Genomic DNA, 18,687 nt, shown 5'->3' with positions numbered 1-18,687 from the left:
ATCCTCCTCATGCTGTGGTCGACGCGGCGGCCGCGTAACGGTTGGCGGGTCGAGACAGGCCGAGACGTTCACGGAGAGAGCCCGCACGGTGTGTCTCGGGATAGGCGCCGCGCGCACGGAGTTCGGGAACAAGGCGATCGACGATCTGCTCGAGGTCGTGCGGCAGTGTCGCCGGCCGCAGCCGGAAGCCCGTCAGCCCCGCCGTGCTGTGATCGACCAGAAGATCAGCGAGGCCGCTCGCGGTTCCGACGAAGATTTCGGCGTCGCTCGTGTACGCGGAACCCGCGGCGTCGTCGAGTCGATCGAGTCGGGCGCGTGCCGCCTCGACGGTGTCATCGAGCACGACCACAAGTTCGCCGAAGACGTGGACGGCGTCGTCGCCGCGGCCCGCGGCGCGCTGTGCCGATCTGATACTCGCCACGATCGACTCCGCGTCCGCGTGATCGCGCGGAGTGACGAAGCCGATGTCGGCGGACGAACCGATCAGCTCGTACCCGGGCGCGGTGTGGGCGAGAGCGGCGACCGGGGGATGCCCTTGCGGCGGCCGGGGCGTGATCGACGGGCCGCGCACCGAGAAATGGGGGCCGTCGAAGTCGATGTAGTGCAGCTTGTGCCGATCGATGAATCGTCCGGACGCGACGTCCCGAATCTCCGCGTCGTCCTCCCAGCTGTCCCACAGGCGACGGAGCACGTCGACGTAGTCGCGTGCCTCGCCGAATAGTTCCCGGACGAGCGTTTCGGCCTCGGGGGAGCCCAGTCGGTCCGCCGTGACGGTGGGCAGAGTCCGGCGTCCGACGTTCCGGGCCGCTGCCGCGCCGGCCACCTGGATTCGGACGCCCGCGTTGCCGGTGCTCACGTAGTCGAGGGTGGCGATCGCCTTCGACAGGTGGAACGGTTCGGTGAGAGTCGCGACGGCAGTCGGGAGCACTCCGAGTCCCGGGGCCGAGGGAGCTATTCGGGCTGCGATGTCGACCGCGTCCAGGCGTCCGCGCACCCGATCGGTTCGGGTGTCGGGTGTGCCGAACTCGTCGGACTGCAGTTCGAAGGCGTCCTCGATCGTCACGAAGTCGGCGAGTCCTCGCCGAGCGGTCGCCGCCAGGCTCACCCAATACGGTGCGGTGAACAGGTCGGCGGGTCGGGCGTCGGCATCTCGCCATGCGGCGGGATGCCAGCCAGCGCCGTCGAGCGCGATCGCGAGATGCAGGTCGGTGGTGTCGGACATAGGGTCCTCCTCGGTGAGGTGCGTCGGATCAGGGAAGCTCGGGGACTCGGCGGTCAGAAGGTCGCAGACGGATTAATCTCGGACCGCTTGACCTCCGTCTGCGTCACCCCCCACTTCTCGAATATGCGGTGGTAGTCGCCGGTGTCGATGAGCTTGTTGACTGCCGCGTTCAGTGCGGGGGCGATCGGTGAGCCTTTGGCGGTGACGAACCCGACTGGTGTCGTCGTGAGCTCGCCGAGGAATTTCGTGTTCGGGATGTGTTGCGCTGCGTATCGCAGGCTCAGCGTGGGGCCGAACATCAGGTCGACCTTGCCGTTCTGCAGGCCGAGGACGATGGGTCCCTGGTCGGCGAAGTACTGAACGGTCCACGGTTCCTTGCCTTGTTTCGCGCAGTCGTCCGCGTGGGTCTCCAACAGCGTCTGGAACGTCGACCCCGGGGTCGTGGCGATCCGGTATCCGCACGCGTCGGTGAGTGTCGCGATCTTGTCGGCGTCCACCGTGGAGGCTCCGAGGAACCCTTGGCCGTCGTTCAGGTAGGTGGCGAAGTCGAGCACCTCGGTGCGGGCCTTCGTGACACCGAAGTTCGCCTGCCCCACCTGGTACCGGCCGTTCTGTACCCCGGGCACGATCGTCGCGAACGTGCCGTATTCGCGGTGCCAGTCGACCCCGAGGACCTTGGCGACCGCGTTCGCGACGTCGATGTCAAGACCGACCTGCTCGCCGTCGGCGACGCCGGCGTGCGGCAGTTGAGCTTGACCGACCGCTTCGACCGAACCGACAGTGAGGGCGCCCGAGGCGCGCACGTCGGCCGGCAGTAGCGCGGCGACACGGTCGTCTCGCGCGATGGCCGAGACCACGTCCTGAGTGGGCACAGCGGCGGAGCCCGCGGCAGTGTCCGATTTCGAGTCCGATCCACATGCGGTCAGACCGATGGAGGCGGCCAGGAACAGCGCTCCCGCTGCGGCGAGACGTCGTGACCTAGTGCGCGAGTGCGACATGAGATGTCCTTGTCGGTAATGAGGAGGAAATGGATGACGGGGAAGTGACGGTGTGGGCGGGGCCGGGATCCGATGGCCCGGGATAGCAAAGGCCGGATGCGAAAAGGTGCGGCGAATTCAGAGGACGGCGGAGACGAATGCGCGTGTCCGTTCGTGAGACGGAGCGGCGAGCACAGTGCGCGGCGGACCAGATTCGACGATTTGGCCGCCGTCGACGAAGACGACAGTGTCCGCGACCTCGCGGGCGAAGCCCAGTTCGTGAGTGACGATGAGCATCGTCATGCCGTCGTCCGCGAGGTCGCGGATCACGGCGAGGACGTCACCGACGAGTTCTGGATCCAGGGCGCTCGTCGGTTCGTCGAACAGGATGATGCGTGGCTTCTGGGCGAGTGCCCGCGCGATGGCCACACGCTGCTGCTGCCCGCCCGACAGCTGCGCCGGGTAAGCGCCGTCGCGCCCTGCGAGACCGACCCTGGCGAGCAAAGCGGATGCGGCAGCGAGAGCCTGGACTCGCGGAACGCCCGCGGCTATCGGACCCTCGGCGATGTTCTGAGCGGCGGTGAGATGGCCGAACAGGTTGAACTGTTGGAAGACCATACCGATCTGCGATCGCTGGCGGGCGATATCGCGGGCGGAGCGTTCCCGGAGGCGACCGCCGACCGGACGGTACCCGATGACCTCGCCGCTGACCTCGACAAATCCGGCGTCGGGGCGCTCGAGATGATTGACACATCGCAGCAGCGTGGACTTGCCCGATCCCGAGGGGCCGATCACGACAGTCACCCCGCCTTCGGCGATGTCGAGGTCTATCCCCTGCAGCACGCTCGCACCGCCGAAGCTCTTGGACAGGCCACGGATCCGCACCGCCTGTGTCGAATCGAGTTCCGGGGCGCTCATGACTTCGCTCCGTTCGCGTTGATACGTGACCAGGCGGAGCCCAGGAGAGGCAGATTGTTGCGGAAGGTTCGGCGCAGCGGCGTACGGCCGCGTCCACCGCGTCTGCCGCGTGCATAGTGCCGCTCAACATAGTGCTGGCCGATCGACAGCAGCGTCGTGAGGATGATGTACCAGAGCGTCGCCACGAGGAGGAGCGGAATGATCAGGTAGTTCTGCTGATAGATGAGCTCGGCGGAATAGAGCAGATCCTGGACGGCGATGACGCTGACAATCGAGGTGGCCTTGAGTAGGCCGATGAGCATATTGCCGGACGCCGGGATGATCGACGGCATCGCTTGCGGCAGCACAATGCGACCGAAGATGCGCAGCCGCCCGAGCCCCATCGACTGTGCGGCCTCGGTCTGGCCGCGGTCAACCGACAGAAGTCCGCCGCGGACTATCTCGGCGGCGAATGCGGCGATGTCCAGCGACAGGGCGACGAACGCGGCGAAGACTCCGCCGAACAGGCGTGCGGTGTCGAACGAAGCGAACTCCGGTCCGAATGGAACGCCGATCGACAGCTGCGGGTAGAGCGATGCCAGTTCATACCAGAAGAGGAGCTGGACCAGCGGCGGCACCGAGCGAAACAACCACACGTAGGCGAACGCGATCGACGAGAGCAGCTTGTTGTGAGACAGCCGCATGGCGGCGAGCACGATGCCGAGTGCGTAGCCGACCGCCAGTACTGCGATGGTTAGCCAGATTGTCAGCCCGAGACCCCGAAGGATCGAGTCGTCGGTGAAGTAGTCGGCGACTACGCCCCACTGGAATCGCTCGTTGACGATTAGCGTGTGACCGAGCATCGCCAGCAGGACCAGCACCACGATCACGCCGAACCACTGCCCGGGTCGGCGCGCGGCGACCAGCGGTGCCCTGACGAGTTCGTCGTCTCCGGGACGGCGGACGAGATTCGGGACCGTGAGAGGTCGCTCGGATAGTTGAGTCACGATCGGTGACGTCCTTCATCGGTTCGCGCTTACCGTGCGGCTCTCGCACGGTCGGGTTCTCACCTGGAGCACCCCGCCGCGTGTGGAGGGTTGCCGGTCAGCCAGCCAGGGCTTTTGTCACTGACACTCATAACCGACGTCGACGTTACGAGTCCGGCGGGCGGCGGCCAATCGCCGCGATCGTGGTGATCGGAAAGGACGTGCAATACGGAAATACGGGATTCTTTGAATCCGGGTGAGCCTAACTCTCCACCCGACGCGAATCAGCCCGAGAGCCGGCCACGAGCGGTGGCGGCCCTCGGGCTGATCCGAGGTGATGTCAGACGGCTACGGCAGTGCGGACGCTGCAGTTCGGTCGAGGAACCAGACCGTGGCCTCAGTTCCGTTTGCTCCGGCACACGGCCAGTCGGCGCGCGCGGCGCCTGTGTGGGCCGCCGCGACGGCCTCGGCCTTCTCCGCACCGGAGACGAGGAACCAGACTTCTCGTGAACGATTGATCACCGGGAACGTCAACGTCAGACGCGCGGGCGGTGGCTTCGGTGAGTCGGTGACGGCGACGACAGTCGCGACATCCTCGTTGGTGGCGTCGGTGTGCGGGAACAGCGAGTTGATGTGGCCTTCGCCGCCCATGCCGAGGAGGTGCACGTCGAAGATTGTTTCGGTGCCGACCAACCGTGCGTAGTCCTTGGCTGCGGCGTTGATGTCGTCGCCAAACTCGCCGTCGGACGGGGCCATCACATGGATTCTCGCCGGATCGACCGGAACCGACGAGAGGAGCGCGTCGAATGCCTGACCGGAGTTGCGTTCGGGGTGTGTCGCCGGGACGAAACGGTCGTCGCCCCAATAGACCTCGACCCGATCCCAGGCGATGCCGCCCGAGTCGGATACAAGTGCGCGGAGCAGACCGATCCCGTTGGACCCGCCCGTCAGCGCGACGGATGCGATACCGCGCGCCTCTTGGGCACGAACAACGGCATCAACGAAGCGGGCACGAGCCGTTTCGATCAACTCGGTCGACGAGTCGAAGACGAGAGTCTCGGGTCTCGAATCCGCTCGATCGGCAGGGGACGTCATGTCGACTCCTTGAATTCCACGTCGGGCAGACCGAGTAACGCCGCTTCGTACACTTCGTCTGCATCCAGGCTGCGGAGCTCTTCGGCCAGGCATTCGGCTGTGGTTCGTCGCGCATACGCGACCCGACCATTCGGGTGGCCGGTGCTCGCAACAGTTCCACTCACCCCGTCGTCGTTCACCGACATCGACAGGGTGGAATCGCCCCGGAATAGGCGGGTGGCGAGCGGCCCGGGGCGCCGGACGACGCGAGTGTGCAGGGCCGCGGCCAACCAGCCGGCGAACAGGTCCAGACCCGGCATGTCCAGCGGGCCGGTGATCTCGGCTCCCGTGATCGGGGTATGCGGCGGACGGTCGAGCGCCGATACGAATAGGGCGCGCGTCGGCGTGAGCGCCGACCACGACAGGTCGGTGTCACCGGGGGAGTAGCCCGCCCGTCGCTCGGCGAGGAACGCGGCGGGGTCGGCCGACTTCCGCGCATCCGTGATGCGGCGGGAGGCCAGACGCCCCAGACGGTCTTCCGCCGGATTCGTCGGCGCCCGGTCCGGCCACCAGGTCACAACCGGGGTGTCGGGCAGCAGGAACGGCGTCACCACCGCGTGCGGATGCTCGGCGAGCTGCCCCGACAACGTCAGCAACACGACTTCTGAGGCCCCGGCATCTCCGCCGACACGGATCTGCGCGTCCAGCCGTGCGTCGCCCGTCCGGTTGCCGCGTGAGACCACGATGACGCGGCACGGATGTTCGCGGCTGGCCATGTTCGATGCCTCGACGGCCTCCTCGGTGGCTTCGCCCGCGTCGACGTCGATGATCAGCGTCAGCACGCGGCCAAGCGTCACGGCTCCGCCGCTGCTACGCATCCGGACGAGTTTCTTGCTGATCGAGGTGGTGTCGGTGTCGGGTAGGTCGACGATCATCGACGGCTCCTGTTCTGCGTGGACGTCATGGACGCCTCCAGACGCGACCGGTGCGGTTCATCATCGTCTCGGCGGAATTCGGCCCCCACGTCCCGGACTCGTACTCGTCCGGGGTGCCGGCCGACGCCCACTCGGCGAGTACTGGGTCGAGGATCTGCCAACTGAGCTCGACCTCCTCGTTCACCGGGAACAACGACGGCTCGCCGAGGAGGACGTCGAGCAGGAGACGTTCGTACGCTTCGGGCGACGAGACGGTGAACGCTCCGCCGTAACTGAAGTCCATGTTGACGTCGCGCACCTCCATCGACGACCCGGGTACCTTCGAGCCGAATCGCAAGGTGACGCCTTCATCGGGCTGCACGCGGATGACGAGCGCGTTCTGGCCGAGTTCGGCGGTCATCGTGTCGTCGAACGGGAGGTGCGGTGCGCGTTTGAATACCAGGGCGATCTCCGTGACGCGACGACCAAGACGCTTGCCGGTGCGGAGGTAGAACGGAACGCCCGCCCACCGTCGCGTATCGACTTCTAGCGCGATCGCCGCGAACGTCTCCGTTGTCGAGTCGGCGGCGAACCCGTCCTCGTCTTTGAGTCCGACGACGGGTTCGGATCCTTGCCAACCCGCGGCATACTGGCCGCGCGCGGAGTTCTCCGCGATCGGCAGGATATTGCGGGTCGACTGCAGAACCTTCACCTTCTCGGTCTGCAGATGGCGCGGCGAGAATGAGACGGGTTCTTCCATTGCGACCAGCGCGAGCAACTGCAGCAGGTGGTTCTGGATGACGTCGCGCGCTGCCCCGATCCCGTCGTAATAGCCGGCACGGCCGCCTAAGCCGATGTCTTCGGCCATGGTGATCTGCACGTGGTCGATGTAGTGCGAGCTCCACAAAGGGTCGAACAATTGGTTGGCGAATCGGAGCGCCAGAATGTTCTGGACCGTCTCCTTGCCCAGGTAGTGGTCGATGCGGAACACCGAGTCCTCGGCGAACACACTGTTAACGAGTTCGTTGAGTTCGGTCGCCGACTCCTGGTCGTGCCCGAACGGCTTCTCGATGACCACTCGACGCCACGAGTCCCCGGTCTGGTCGGCCATTCCGGTCCGACGCAGCTGACTCAACACGACGGGGAACGCGTTCGGCGGGATCGACAGGTAGTAGGCGTGATTGCCGTCGATGCCCCGAGCCTCGTCGAGGTCGGCGAGCGTCGCCTGCAGCCGTTCGAACGCGTCGTCGTCTTCGAAGGTCCCGGACACGAAGCGGATGCCTTCGGCCAACCGGTCCCACACTTCGGCGCGGAACCCCGTCCGGCAGTTGGCCTCGACGGCCGCCCGGACGACGTCGGCGAACTCGTCGTGCGTCCAGTCTCGTCGGGCAAATCCGACCAGGGCGAAACTCGGGGGCAGGAGCCCCCGGTTCGCGAGATCGTAAATCGCGGGCATCAGCTTGCGGTGGGCGAGGTCGCCCGTCACGCCGAAGATGACCAACGCCGACGGTCCCGCGATACGCGGGAGCCGCCGGTCGTGCGGGTCACGGAGCGGATTGGTCCATTCCGACTGGGCCGAGTGAGGCACGCTGTTGACTTCCTGTCGCGTCGTTCCCGCAGAGTTTCTATCGGTTGGCGTCCAACTGCGCCGCGGTCGCGGTCAGCAGTTCGTCCCACGCCTGCTCGAACTTCTCGACTCCTTCACGCTCCAGGAGCGCGAACACGTCGGGGAGGTCGATGCCTGCGCCGGCAAGAGCGTCGAACACCTGTCGGGAGGCGGGTCCCTGGCCGACGATCGATTCGGTGTTGACCCAGCCGTGGTCGGCGTACGCCTCGAGGGTCTTGCCGGGCACCGTGTTGACGGTGTTCGGGGCGACGAGCTCGCTCACGTACAAGGTATCCGGGTACTCCGGATTCTTTACGCCGGTCGATGCCCACAATGCGCGCTGCGGCAGGGCTCCGTGCGCCTGAAGATCCGGGAACCGCGTCTCGGTTTCGAAGACCTCCTGGTAGGCGGCGTAGGCGAGGCGGGCGTTCGCCAGTCCGGCCTTGCCGCGCAGGGCGAGCGCCTCGGGGGTGCCGACGGCTTCGAGACGCTTGTCGATCTCGGTGTCCACGCGTGAGACGAAGAACGACGCGACGGACGCTATCGCTCCCGCGTCGTGACCGTTGCGCAGGGCGCGATCCAAGCCGTCGAGGTAGGCGTCCATGACTTCGCGGTAGCGCTCGACCGAGAAGATCAGCGTGACGTTGACGCTGATGCCCTGAGCGATCACGTCAGCGATCGCCGGAACCCCGGCCGCGGTGGCCGGGATCTTGATGAACAGGTTCTTGCGGTCCACGAGATTCCACAGTTCGACGGCCTGCTCGACGGTGTCGGCGGTCTTGTTCGCCAGGCGCGGGTCGACTTCGATCGAGACACGCCCGTCGGCGCCGCCCGAAGCCTCGAACACCGGCGCGAGGATGTCGCACGCGGCTCGCACGTCGTCGGTGGTCAATGCGGTGATCGCCACGTCGATGTCGGCACCGGACTTCGCGAGGTCCGCGATCTGCGCGGCGTACGCGCTGCCGCCCGATGAGATCGCGTTCTGGAAGATAGCCGGGTTGGTCGTGACCCCGACGATGCTGCGCGTGTCGATCTGCTCCTGCAGACCGCCCGACGAGATCAGGTCACGCGACAGGTCGTCGAGCCATACCGACACACCGGCTTCGGAGAGTGCGACCAGATTACTGTTTTGAGTCATGTTCTGCTCCAGACCTTTCGGGGACGCTCAGCGGCCGAGGAGGCCGCGAGCTGCGGTGACGACGGCGTCCGCGGTGATGCCGAACTCTTCGTACAGCTTCTCGTACGGGGCCGACGCGCCGTAGTGCTCCAGCGAGACGATCGCGCCGCCAGCGACGACGGCGTGCCACGGCATCGCGATTCCCGCCTCGATGGACACACGCGGCACACCAGCCGGCAGCACCGATTCGCGGTAGTCTGCGTCCTGCTCGTCGAACCACTCGATGGACGGCATGGAGACGACGCGAGCCTTGATCCCGTCGTCGGCGAGCGTATCGCGGGCTTCGACGGCCAGCGACACCTCAGATCCGGTGCCGATCAGCACGACGTCGGCCGCTCCGTCGGTGTCGGCGAGCACATAGCCGCCCCGCGAGACGCCTTCGAACGAGGTCCCGCGCAGGACTGGCACGTTCTGCCGGGTCAGCGCCAGGCCGACCGGATGATTCCGGCGCGTCAGCAGGTGACGCCACGCGTACGCGGTCTCGTTGGCGTCGGCCGGTCGGACGACGTCCAAGTTAGGGATCGCGCGGAGTGCGGCCAGATGCTCCACCGGCTGGTGGGTCGGGCCGTCTTCGCCGAGGCCGATCGAATCGTGCGTCCACACGTAGATCGGGTCGATCTCCATCAGCGAGGCAAGCCGGACCGCGGGGCGCATGTAGTCGGCGAACTGGAGGAACGTGCCGCCGTAGGCCCGAGTGGGCCCGTGCAGGACGATGCCCGAGAGGACGGCGCCCATAGCGTGCTCGCGGACGCCGAAGTGCAGCGTGCGGCCGTACGGCTCCGCCTTCCACGCTGACGTCGCGATCGAGGTCGGACCGAACGACGGCTCGCCGGTCATCGTCGTGTTGTTCGAGCCTGCGAGGTCGGCCGAGCCGCCCCACAATTCGGGCATGACCGGGGCGAGCGCGGCGAGCACCTTGCCCGATGCAGCGCGGGTAGCGACGGCCTTGTCGCCGGCCTCCCACGTCGGCAGCACCTCGGTCCAGCCGTCGGGGAGTTCACCCGCGTGGAGACGATCGAACAGCGACTTGTTCTCGGGGTTCGCGGCAGCCCAGGCGTCGTAGCTCTTCTGCCACTCTGCACGGATCGCGGCGGCCCGGTCGGCGAGCGCTCGCGTGTGCGCGATCACGTCGTCGGCGACGTCGAAGTTCTTCGACGGGTCGAACCCGACGGCCTCCTTGGTGGCGGCGACCTCGTCGGCGCCCAGCGCACTGCCGTGCGAAGCTCCGGTGTTCATCTTGGTCGGTGCCGGGAACGCGATGATCGTGCGGAGCACGACGATCGACGGACGGTCGGTCACGCTCTTGGCGGCGTCGATCGCCGCTTCGATGCCTGCCACGTTCTCGCCGCCCTCGACGGTCTGCACATGCCAGCCGTACGCCTCGTAGCGTTTGGCGGTGTCTTCGCTGAGCGCGATCGTCGTGTCGTCTTCGATGGAGATCTCGTTGGCGTCATAGAAGACGATCAGGTTGCCCAGCTGCTGGGTGCCGGCGAGCGACGACGCTTCGGAGGTGACGCCCTCCTCGATGTCGCCGTCGGAGGCTACGACGTAGATGTGGTGGTCGAACGGGCTCTGACCTGCGGGAGTCTCCGGGTCGAAGAGGCCGCGTTCGCGGCGGGCCGCCATCGCCATGCCGACAGCGGACGCGAGGCCTTGGCCGAGTGGGCCGGTGGTGATCTCGACGCCCTTGGTGTGCCGGAACTCCGGGTGCCCCGGGGTCAGCGACCCCCACGTGCGGAGACCGACGAGGTCGTCGAGTTCGAGGCCGAAGCCGCCGAGATACAGCTGAATGTACTGGGTGAGACTCGAGTGGCCGCACGACAGAACGAAGCGGTCGCGGCCGACCCACGCTGGATCGGTGGGGTCGTGGCGCATCACGCGCTGGTAGAGGCTGTAGGCGAGGGGAGCGAGGCTCATCGCGGTGCCGGGGTGGCCGCTGCCGCAGTTCTGGACGGCGTCCGCGGCAAGGACGCGGGCGGTGTCGACTGCTTTGGTGTCCAGCTCGGTCCAGTCGGACGGGTGGATGGGTCGGGTCAGCGCGCGAATCTTGTCGGTGATGGGCACGATCGTGGTGTCTCCTGTGCATCGATGGCTCTTGCCCCCGCGGACAAATAGTGACTTCCAGCCTAGCGGGGCGGCGGACTCGTGCGCGCGGCCGCCGGTAAACAGTGGGTGTGGCGGTCGTCGCACCCGCCTCCGCCCGATTCCTCGACGCATGAGGCCGCGGTCTACCATCGCTTGTAGTAGCCGTCGGCGTGGATGCGTCCGTTACCCGGCTCGTGCTGATGTGAGGAGCTTGTGTTGAGGACTCGGGAGAGCGCCGGTGTCGACGTGACTGAGTCCACCGCTTGGACTCGAGTCCGCACGACGGTTCTCGCATATATCGCGCTCACGAAGCCGCGTGTCATCGAACTCCTTCTCGTCGCGACGATCCCGGTGATGCTGCAAGCGCACCGCGGACACATCGACATCTGGTTGATTTTGGTGACGGTCATCGGTGGCTGGCTGGGTGCGGCGAGCGCCAACAGTCTCAACATGGTGGCCGATGCCGACATCGATCAGAAGATGAAGCGCACGCAGAAGCGTCCACTCGCCCGTAAAGCCGTGCCGATCGGGCATGTCCTGATCTTCGGGATCGTGATGGCGGCCGCGTCGTTCACGGTCCTGTACTTCGGTACGGCCGACGATGCCGGCAACCGATCGTTCCTGCCGTCGATTCTGGTGATGATCACGATCGCGTTCTACGTATTCGTGTACACGTTGATCCTCAAACGTCGCACCTGGCAGAACGTGATTTGGGGCGGCGCCGCGGGCTGTATGCCCGCGCTCGTCGGTTGGGCCGCGGTGACTCACGACTTGAGTTGGCAGCCGTTCGTCTTGTTCCTCGTCGTCTTCTTCTGGACTCCGCCGCACACGTGGGCGCTGGCGATGCGATACCGCGAGGACTACCGGGCCGCGGGCGTCCCGATGCTGCCGGTGATCGCATCAGACGAGAAGGTCACCTTTCAGATGCTGGTGTACACGGTCCTCACTGTGATCACCTCGTTCTTCTTGATCCCGCCGACCAGCTGGATCTACCTCGTCGTCGCAGTCGCGTCCGGTGTCTGGTTCATCTGGTGGGTCGGGAAGCTGTACGTGCAGACCCGCGCAGGCGTCGAACTCAAGCCGCTCAAGATCTTCTTGGTCTCCAACGAGTACCTCGCGCTCCTGTTCTGCGGGCTCGCCGTCGACGCCGTCATCAACCTGCCGACGATCTCCACATACTTCTCCTGATCGTCCGACGGGGCGGGACGTCGAGCGAAGCGCCGACCCAATAGGCTGTTCGAGTGACAGACACGTCGAAACCGACACCGGCCACGGTCCTTGTCTGCGCGACAACCCTCGGAGTTGCGGCGTTCGTCGTCGCCGGCACTGTCGGCGACACCACGATCCGCATTCTCGGCGCGATCGTCGGTCTGGCTGCAACGGTCGGCGGAGTCGTCGTCGTGTCGAAGTCGTCGCGGACCGCTGGGCTCATCGGTGCGGCGGTGGTTCCGTTGGTCGTACTGGTACTCGGCGTCCCGATCGCGGGCGTGATCGGGACGGACGACGAGTCGACGGAATCCGGTGGGTCCGAGACCACCGAAGCGCCCGTCGCCGATGAACTCGATCTCGACGCACGACTAGCTGACGCGTTCGCGCAGGCGGACGCTATGGTGCCGAACGGTTCGGCGTCCATCCTCGAACTACGGTTCGGGTGGTCGCCGAGTGTCGCGGTGCTCGATTCCCGTAACGGGAACAAGGTGTCGGTGAGCCAGAGCGGCGATGGCTGGGGCACGCCGTCGACGTCACGCGCGACCGAACGCGACACATTCAGTCGAGCAGAACTGACGAATCTCTCCCTATCCGACGCCGCGGTCAAGGTCGCCAGAGGTGCGAGAGAGATCGGCGACTCGGGAACCGTGACCGACCGGACCGCGATCGAGATCAAACGCAGGAGCGACGACGGTCTGTTGCTCGTCTCATTCGACAGCGACGACATCATGCGCAAGATCCAGGTGGACGCGGATGGGAACCTCCCCGACACTCTCGACGCCGGAGCCGTGGACACGGTGATGGTCGCGGCAGTGCGGATAATGAAGGCGGCGGGTGTCGGACCACGTACGCACCTCACCGGGTTCGATTTCAAATCGACCATCGACGAGGCCACGATCCCCGCTGCGTCATCAGTCCAGAGCAGTGGCGGCATCGAGATGGAGTTCGACGACGGGCCCGTCGAATCGATCATCGCGGTGCCAGGCGAGTTCCCGAAGGTCGCTCAGCGTGACGGCCGAGGATACCCGCGGACTCCCAGGTTCGTGTTGAGCGAGCTGTCGCAGGCCTCGGTGCTGCGGGCCCGCGACGATCTCATGCGACGCAATGATTCGCCTACCTACGACTCGGGCGTCGTTGGATTTCAGGCGGGCGACATGCCCGGCGACAGCGGTGGTGACGCGCCCGCACGGATTCGGATTTCGGTTGGCCCGGTCAACGGCAATGTCGAAGGCGTCTACTCGCTCAACGGACGTTTCGTCCGTGACGGCTCATGGTGACCAGCGGTCATTCGCTTCACGCGGACAGCGCCTTGCGGACCTGGGCTGCCAGCGCGGCGTGGATCGTCGGCGCGTTCGCCACTATGCCGCGTTCGGTGAGCCGCTCGACCGTGCTGACTACTTGCCGCAGGTAGGTGGCCCGCTCCGGTCCTGCTGTCCCATTCGCGTGATCGAGCAGTTTCAACGCACGACGGCAGTCGCGGGCATCGTCGTCGCCCAGCTGCGACGTACCCGTGCTGCGCGCGAAACGGTCGGCCTTATGCCATGCGGTGCGCAAGATCGCGATCGAGTCGATGTAGTCCTGACTGATGCTGTCGTCGGTGAACTGCTCGGTCCGCAGCGTGCCCGCCAGTTCGAGGGCATCGTGGAAATCCATGACCTCCTGCGCGCTCAAGTCCCACATACCCGGGTAGCGGAGCAGCATCGCCGGGTCGAGTTCGTACGCGCCGTACGCGGTCAATATGCCGTCATGGTGCTCGCAGGCACGCCCCCATTTCTGTCGCCGGGTATCCGGCGACGGCGCCGCGGGAGGAGGAGGTGTCGGCGTCCGGTGCCGCGCGGAACCGTTGTCGAAGTCAGCGCCGGACGCATCTTTCGTGTCGCTGTCTCGTTTGAACTGCGCGGCTTCCACGGCGATGTCGTCGTGCTTGGGCCATACGGCGGCCGACAGGACGATGCTCAACAGGACGGCGAAACAGACGAGGAGCGGTACCGCGGAGATCGGGCGGGTGGCGGCGAGCGCGATGACGCCCGCGCCCGCTGCGAAGGCGGTACCGACGCGGATTTGGGTCCTCGGGCTCACGGGATCAATGCGGTCGCACCGGTGGTGGCGCGAGACTCCAACGCGCGGTGCGCGTCTGCGGCGTCTGCCAGCGCGAACGTCTGACCTACTGAGACGTGCAGGCGGCCGGCGGTGATCGAGCCGAAGAACTCGTCGGCGCGCCACTCGAGTTCCGTGCGGTCGGCGACGAAGTGTGCGAGCGTGGGGCGGGTCACCGACAAAGATCCGGCGGCGTTCAGACGCTGTAGGTCGAACGGCGGGACCGGGCCGCTCGCCGCGCCGAAGAGAACGACGGTCCCGCGGACCGCGGTCGACGCGATCGAGGCGTCGAATGTCGACTGGCCGACACCGTCGTACGTCACCTGGACTCCGCGTCCGCTGGTGAGGTCGCGCACTCGTGCCGCGATGTCGTCATCGTAACGGAGGACGTGCGCCGCGCCGGCCGTGCGCGAGAGCTCTTCCTTGGCATCCGATGACACTGTCGAGATCACGGTGATGCCCCGCGATGTCGCCCATTCGGTGAGGAGCAGTCCGACACCGCCTGCTCCGGCGTGCACGAGGATTGTGTCGCCGACCTCGGGATGCGCGCTGCCGTCGAGGAGATAGTGGGCGGTGAGGCCGCGCAGGAGCGCTGATCCGGCGATCTCGTCGCTGACGGCGTCGGGCACCCGCAGGGCGCGGTCGGCCGCGATGACGGCTTTCTCCGCGTACGACGCGGCGGCATCGGTCCACGCCACCCGGTCGCCGACTGCGAATCCGGTGTCGGGAGAACCGGTTCCGATCACTTCGCCGGATCCTTCGATCCCGGGAACATACGGCGGCCGGGACGGATACAGGCCTGCTCGAAGGTACGTGTCGATGAAGTTGATGCCCGCGGCGCGAACGCGAACGAGGAGTTCGCCGGGAGCGGGTTCGGGATCGGGGACGTCGACCGCGGTGAGGACATCGGGACCGCCGTGAGCAGTCACTTGGATCGCGCGCATGGGACTATTCTCGCACGCCGGTATGATCACCGACATGAGTGAAGAATCCGCTGTGAAGACGCCTGCGACCGCACCGTCCGACGTGGTCTCGTCGATCCGCGGCTTCGTGTCCGCCAACGGCGGCTCCGCGAAGGCCGTCCTTCAGGCTGCCGGCCAAGCCGGTGTCCGTGTGACCCTCGTCGGCGACAACGGCACCCTCGGCGACCGGGTCGTCGACGACATGGAGACCGCGAAGGCAGTGGTCGACGCGGTTGACGGACTCGAGACCGCCGAATGGGACCGCGAACTCACTTCGGCTGCCGACGTTCGCCCCGGTCACTGGCAGAAGATGGCCGGCTGGGTCGCCAACCAGAAGCGTTTCCCGAAGGCGCGCAACCGCAAGATCCTCGACTGAGCGAGCGGACTTGCCGGGCAGTGCCGAAGGGCTCCGGTGGATATCGGTGATGGTGACCGGCTGCTCCGTCGTGCGTTGGTGATAGTGACCGAGTCACGGGGGAGACTGTCGGCACGCTGAACTGCAGCGATGGTGTAGACGGTCCCTTAGACTCGCCTTCACGCCGTACCCGAGACTTGGTCGCGAGCAGTCCTAGCAACCTCGACGACCTGGTGAAGTCGAGTCCCGCGGTTCGTTCGACGTCGACCGTCCGTCGAGCGGAGTCGAGACTCAGGTCGATCGGCGGCGGGCTTCGATCAGGAGTCGCGGGCGATGGCTTCCACACCACTCGCGCGGACCGCGCTGACGACCAGATAGGTTGCTCCGGATAGGAGGAGGGCGCTGCCGAACATGTGCAACACGACCATCCACTCGGGGAGTCCCGTCGCGTACTGGGTGTAGCCGATCACGCCTTGGAGCACGATGATCCCGCCGAACACGATGCTGGCGCGTCGAGCGGCCGACTTCGCGATGATCGTGACGACGATGAGGCCCGCCGTGATACCGACGAGAGCCCAGACAGCGTCCACATGCAACTGCGTCGCCTGGGTGGGTTCGAGACCGTTGCGTTTGGATTCGATGTCACCCGCGTGCGGGCCCGAACCGGTGACGACCGTACCGAGGTAGACCGTCGCCCAGGTGACCGCATAGACGACCCAAGACGCCACCACCGTGATCCGCGTGATGGCGGGTGCGGTGTCCGTCGGAGTGTCGGCGGGACGGGCAGGCGAAGTGTGGAAGACCAGCCAGGTGGCGAGCGAGATGATCAACATCGTGGCCAGGAAGTGGAACGAGACGACCCACGGGTTGAGGTTGGTCAACACGGTGATGCCGCCGACGACCGCCTGCAGTGGCACCCCCAGTCCGATGACCAGCGACAGTCGGCGTGCGAGCCGGTCGACCGGGCGGTGCCGCATGGCCGCCACGAAAGTCGCGATGGCCACGACAACCAGGACCCACGTGAGCATGCGATTGCCGAACTCGATGACGCCGTGGATGCCCATGGCCGCGTGCGGGGTCAACGATCCCGACGTGCATTGAGGCCACGTCGGGCAGCCCAGCCCGGAGTCGGTGACGCGGACGGCACCGCCGGTGACGACCAGGAGGATGTTCGCGGCGAGGTCGGCGATCGCCCAGCCGTAGAGGAATCGGCGGCTCGGCATCCGGAAGCCGGCCCACGACCGGATCAATGACTGCGTGTTTGACTGTTCAGTTGCGGACGACGTCGTCACTGGAATCGGAACCACCTCACTGCGAGGGCGCCGCCGACGACCGTCCAGGCCACCAGCACGCCGATGCCGAACAGATCAACCGACGAGTCGAGCGCCTGGATGAGCGCCTCGGTGAGAGCGCCGGACGGGGAACAACGAGCCGCCCAGTGGACGACCGACGGTACGTGCTCGTCGAAGACGACGAGACTGCCCAACCCGAGAAGCACGAACCAGATCAGATTGCCGAGCGCCAGGACGATCTCCGCTTTCATCGTCCCGCCGAGGAGTAGACCCAGAACCGCGAACGCGACTGTACCGAGCGCAACGACTACCGCGCCGAGAAGGAGGCCGGCGACTGCGGGCCGCCACCCGAGGGCTAGCCCGATCGCGCCGATGATCAGCGCCTGCAATACGACGACGATGACCACCGCGCACGACTTTCCTGCGATGATTCCCCATCGCGGGATCGGTGTGGCGCCGAGGCGTTTGAGCGCACCGTACCGTCGATCGAATCCAACAGCGATGGCCTGCCCGGTGAACGCGGTCGACATGATCGCAACCGCCAGGATCGCCGGAACGAACGTTGTCGCGCGGGCGGCGGTCGTGTCGCCGGATCCGGTGTCGATCGGTAGGAGACTCAGGCCGATCATCAGGGTGATCGGGATGAACATGGTGAGCAGCAGCTGTTCGCCGTTGCGCAGCAGCAGGGTCAGCTCCATGCGCGTCTGTGCCGCGATCATCGAGAATAACGGTGCCGGCGCTGGTGCCGGTGCGAACGTGCCCGCTGGGAAACGGTTCGGGGCGTCGCCAGACGTCTCGCTCATGCGCGCACCTCGCGTCCGGTCAATTCTAGGAAGACGTCCTGGAGTGAATTCGTGTCGACGGTCAGCGACGTGACGAGGTGATCGTTTTCGGCGCACCACGCGGCGACCGCGGCCACGATCTGCGGAGTGATCTCGCCGTGCACGAGGTGATCGCCTGCCTGGCTCCGGCTGCACGTGTAGCCGGCTGGAAGTGCGGACGCCAAGGCGTCGTCGTCGATACCTTCGGCGGTGAGACGGAGCTGGCCTTCGGCATCGCGTCGTACGAGGTCGGCGGGGGTGCCAGACGCGACCGCCCGACCCCGGTCGATGATGACGATGTGGTCGGCAAGCTCTTCGGCCTCTTCGAGATGGTGGGTAGTCAGGAGCACCGATACGCCGTCGGATCTGAGGCGGGAGATCAACTCCCACACCATGATTCGCGCGTGCGCGTCGAGGCCTGCCGTCGGCTCGTCCAAAAAGACGAGCTCAGGCCGTCCGACGAGGGCGCAGGCGAGCGACAGTCGCTGCTGCTGTCCGCCCGAGAGGCGACGGAACGGGGTGCCCGCGATGTCGGCAATCCCGAGGACGTCCATCAGCCACCCGGGATCGAGTGGGTCGGCGCAGTACGACGCGCACAGCCGCAGCATCTCCGCGGCCTTGGCGCCCGGATAGGCTCCGCCGCCCTGCAGCATCACCCCCACCCGGCTGCGGAGGGCATCGTTCTCGCCTATCGGGTCCAGACCGAGGACGCGGACCTCGCCGGCATCGGGTCGGTCGAAGCCCTCGCAGATTTCGACGGTCGTCGTCTTGCCTGCGCCGTTGGGGCCGAGAAGCGCCAGCACTTCACCGCGTCGCATGTCGAGATCGAGTCCGTCGACGGCTGCGACGTCGTCGTACCGCTTGACCAGACCTCGAATGCTCAGCGTGGTCTCGCCCGCGGCACGATCGACCGAACCGTTCGAAGAGGCAGGGGCGTCGCGCACGATCATCAGCCTAAGCGAGCAACGCCCGCGCACAGGCATCGGGTCGCGACGATGTGCGCCCGGGCACAC

Annotated in this window: 17 protein-coding genes and 1 riboswitch; of the genes, 3 read left to right on the top strand and 14 right to left on the bottom strand. The window is 66.4% G+C overall.

Annotation, left to right across the window (positions count from 1 at the left end):
- Positions 1–7: 7 nt before the first annotated feature.
- From MP11Mi_RS16360 to tkt, 9 genes are all read right to left on the bottom strand, one after another.
- Positions 8–1,222, bottom strand: coding sequence for an LLM class flavin-dependent oxidoreductase (locus MP11Mi_RS16360; RefSeq protein WP_420039934.1), 1,215 nt, complete (start codon positions 1,220–1,222; stop codon positions 8–10).
- Between the two features lie 53 nt (positions 1,223–1,275).
- Positions 1,276–2,220 (bottom strand): transporter substrate-binding domain-containing protein, encoded by a 945-nt coding sequence (locus MP11Mi_RS16355; protein ID WP_420039933.1) that lies wholly within the window; start codon positions 2,218–2,220, stop codon positions 1,276–1,278.
- Positions 2,221–2,337: 117 nt separating this feature from the next.
- Positions 2,338–3,117 (bottom strand): amino acid ABC transporter ATP-binding protein, encoded by a 780-nt coding sequence (locus MP11Mi_RS16350; RefSeq protein ID WP_420039932.1) that lies wholly within the window; start codon positions 3,115–3,117, stop codon positions 2,338–2,340.
- Positions 3,114–4,103: an amino acid ABC transporter permease gene (locus MP11Mi_RS16345; protein ID WP_420712810.1), complete on the bottom strand. Its 990-nt coding sequence runs from the start codon at positions 4,101–4,103 to the stop codon at positions 3,114–3,116. The genes MP11Mi_RS16350 and MP11Mi_RS16345 overlap by 4 nt, the downstream gene beginning before the upstream one ends.
- Positions 4,104–4,123: 20 nt before the next feature.
- A riboswitch (SAM riboswitch) is annotated at positions 4,124–4,238 on the bottom strand.
- Between the two features lie 192 nt (positions 4,239–4,430).
- On the bottom strand, positions 4,431–5,177 hold the full coding sequence (gene pgl / locus MP11Mi_RS16340; RefSeq protein WP_420039931.1) for a 6-phosphogluconolactonase: 747 nt from the start codon (positions 5,175–5,177) through the stop codon (positions 4,431–4,433).
- Positions 5,174–6,091, bottom strand: coding sequence for a glucose-6-phosphate dehydrogenase assembly protein OpcA (locus MP11Mi_RS16335; RefSeq protein WP_420039930.1), 918 nt, complete (start codon positions 6,089–6,091; stop codon positions 5,174–5,176). Before MP11Mi_RS16335 ends, pgl begins: the two co-directional genes overlap by 4 nt.
- A 25-nt stretch (positions 6,092–6,116) precedes the next feature.
- On the bottom strand, positions 6,117–7,658 hold the full coding sequence (gene zwf, locus MP11Mi_RS16330) for a glucose-6-phosphate dehydrogenase (protein ID WP_420039929.1): 1,542 nt from the start codon (positions 7,656–7,658) through the stop codon (positions 6,117–6,119).
- Between the two features lie 37 nt (positions 7,659–7,695).
- The gene (gene tal / locus MP11Mi_RS16325) at positions 7,696–8,814 is read right to left on the bottom strand and encodes a transaldolase (protein WP_420039928.1); all 1,119 of its coding nucleotides are present in this window, start codon (positions 8,812–8,814) and stop codon (positions 7,696–7,698) included.
- 27 nt (positions 8,815–8,841) lie between these two features.
- Positions 8,842–10,917, bottom strand: a complete 2,076-nt coding sequence (gene tkt, locus MP11Mi_RS16320; protein ID WP_420039927.1) for a transketolase — start codon at positions 10,915–10,917, stop codon at positions 8,842–8,844.
- Between the two features lie 237 nt (positions 10,918–11,154).
- On the opposite strand from tkt, the gene MP11Mi_RS16315 reads away from it, so the two are divergent.
- Positions 11,155–12,126 carry a heme o synthase gene (locus MP11Mi_RS16315; RefSeq protein WP_420712809.1) on the top strand — a complete coding sequence of 324 codons (972 nt, stop codon included), beginning with the start codon at positions 11,155–11,157 and terminating at the stop codon, positions 12,124–12,126.
- Positions 12,127–12,179: 53 nt separating this feature from the next.
- Positions 12,180–13,424 (top strand): hypothetical protein, encoded by a 1,245-nt coding sequence (locus MP11Mi_RS16310; RefSeq protein WP_420039925.1) that lies wholly within the window; start codon positions 12,180–12,182, stop codon positions 13,422–13,424.
- 16 nt (positions 13,425–13,440) lie between these two features.
- Here the strand turns inward: MP11Mi_RS16310 and MP11Mi_RS16305 are convergent, their stop codons facing one another.
- Together MP11Mi_RS16305 and MP11Mi_RS16300 are read right to left on the bottom strand one after the other, a co-directional pair.
- Positions 13,441–14,226, bottom strand: coding sequence for a hypothetical protein (locus MP11Mi_RS16305; protein WP_420039924.1), 786 nt, complete (start codon positions 14,224–14,226; stop codon positions 13,441–13,443).
- On the bottom strand, positions 14,223–15,188 hold the full coding sequence (locus MP11Mi_RS16300) for a quinone oxidoreductase family protein (protein WP_420039923.1): 966 nt from the start codon (positions 15,186–15,188) through the stop codon (positions 14,223–14,225). Before MP11Mi_RS16300 ends, MP11Mi_RS16305 begins: the two co-directional genes overlap by 4 nt.
- 34 nt (positions 15,189–15,222) lie before the next feature.
- Here MP11Mi_RS16300 and MP11Mi_RS16295 point away from each other — a divergent pair, with 34 nt between their 5' ends.
- Complete coding sequence (locus MP11Mi_RS16295; protein WP_420039922.1) at positions 15,223–15,582, top strand: hypothetical protein; 360 nt, start codon at positions 15,223–15,225, stop codon at positions 15,580–15,582.
- Between the two features lie 296 nt (positions 15,583–15,878).
- On the opposite strand, the gene MP11Mi_RS16290 is transcribed toward MP11Mi_RS16295, so the two are convergent.
- Genes MP11Mi_RS16290 through MP11Mi_RS16280 form a run of 3 tightly spaced genes read right to left on the bottom strand, consistent with a single transcriptional unit; the run spans position 15,879 to position 18,624 of the window.
- Positions 15,879–16,811, bottom strand: coding sequence for a COX15/CtaA family protein (locus MP11Mi_RS16290; protein WP_420712889.1), 933 nt, complete (start codon positions 16,809–16,811; stop codon positions 15,879–15,881).
- Between the two features lie 38 nt (positions 16,812–16,849).
- On the bottom strand, positions 16,850–17,656 hold the full coding sequence (locus tag MP11Mi_RS16285; RefSeq protein ID WP_420039920.1) for an ABC transporter permease: 807 nt from the start codon (positions 17,654–17,656) through the stop codon (positions 16,850–16,852).
- Positions 17,653–18,624, bottom strand: a complete 972-nt coding sequence (locus MP11Mi_RS16280) for an ABC transporter ATP-binding protein (RefSeq protein ID WP_420712808.1) — start codon at positions 18,622–18,624, stop codon at positions 17,653–17,655. The genes MP11Mi_RS16285 and MP11Mi_RS16280 overlap by 4 nt, the downstream gene beginning before the upstream one ends.
- Positions 18,625–18,687 lie beyond the last annotated feature (63 nt).

This window comes from Gordonia abscondita (assembly GCF_032711245.1).
Classification (GTDB): Bacteria; Actinomycetota; Actinomycetes; order Mycobacteriales; family Mycobacteriaceae; genus Gordonia.
The sequence above is the reverse complement of the archived record's forward strand: the minus strand, read 5'-3'. Positions and strand labels throughout refer to the sequence as shown.

What these genes read in the sequence shown, in the direction of transcription:
- MP11Mi_RS16360 (WP_420039934.1), bottom strand. Translation starts at nt 1,222, where the DNA reads ATGTCCGACACCACCGACCTGCATCTCGCGATCGCGCTCGACGGCGCT.
- MP11Mi_RS16355 (WP_420039933.1), bottom strand. Translation starts at nt 2,220, where the DNA reads ATGTCGCACTCGCGCACTAGGTCACGACGTCTCGCCGCAGCGGGAGCG.
- MP11Mi_RS16350 (WP_420039932.1), bottom strand. Translation starts at nt 3,117, where the DNA reads ATGAGCGCCCCGGAACTCGATTCGACACAGGCGGTGCGGATCCGTGGC.
- pgl (WP_420039931.1), bottom strand. Translation starts at nt 5,177, where the DNA reads ATGACGTCCCCTGCCGATCGAGCGGATTCGAGACCCGAGACTCTCGTC.
- MP11Mi_RS16335 (WP_420039930.1), bottom strand. Translation starts at nt 6,091, where the DNA reads ATGATCGTCGACCTACCCGACACCGACACCACCTCGATCAGCAAGAAA.
- tal (WP_420039928.1), bottom strand. Translation starts at nt 8,814, where the DNA reads ATGACTCAAAACAGTAATCTGGTCGCACTCTCCGAAGCCGGTGTGTCG.
- MP11Mi_RS16300 (WP_420039923.1), bottom strand. Translation starts at nt 15,188, where the DNA reads ATGCGCGCGATCCAAGTGACTGCTCACGGCGGTCCCGATGTCCTCACC.
- MP11Mi_RS16295 (WP_420039922.1), top strand. Translation starts at nt 15,223, where the DNA reads ATGAGTGAAGAATCCGCTGTGAAGACGCCTGCGACCGCACCGTCCGAC.
- MP11Mi_RS16285 (WP_420039920.1), bottom strand. Translation starts at nt 17,656, where the DNA reads ATGAGCGAGACGTCTGGCGACGCCCCGAACCGTTTCCCAGCGGGCACG.
- MP11Mi_RS16280 (WP_420712808.1), bottom strand. Translation starts at nt 18,624, where the DNA reads ATGATCGTGCGCGACGCCCCTGCCTCTTCGAACGGTTCGGTCGATCGT.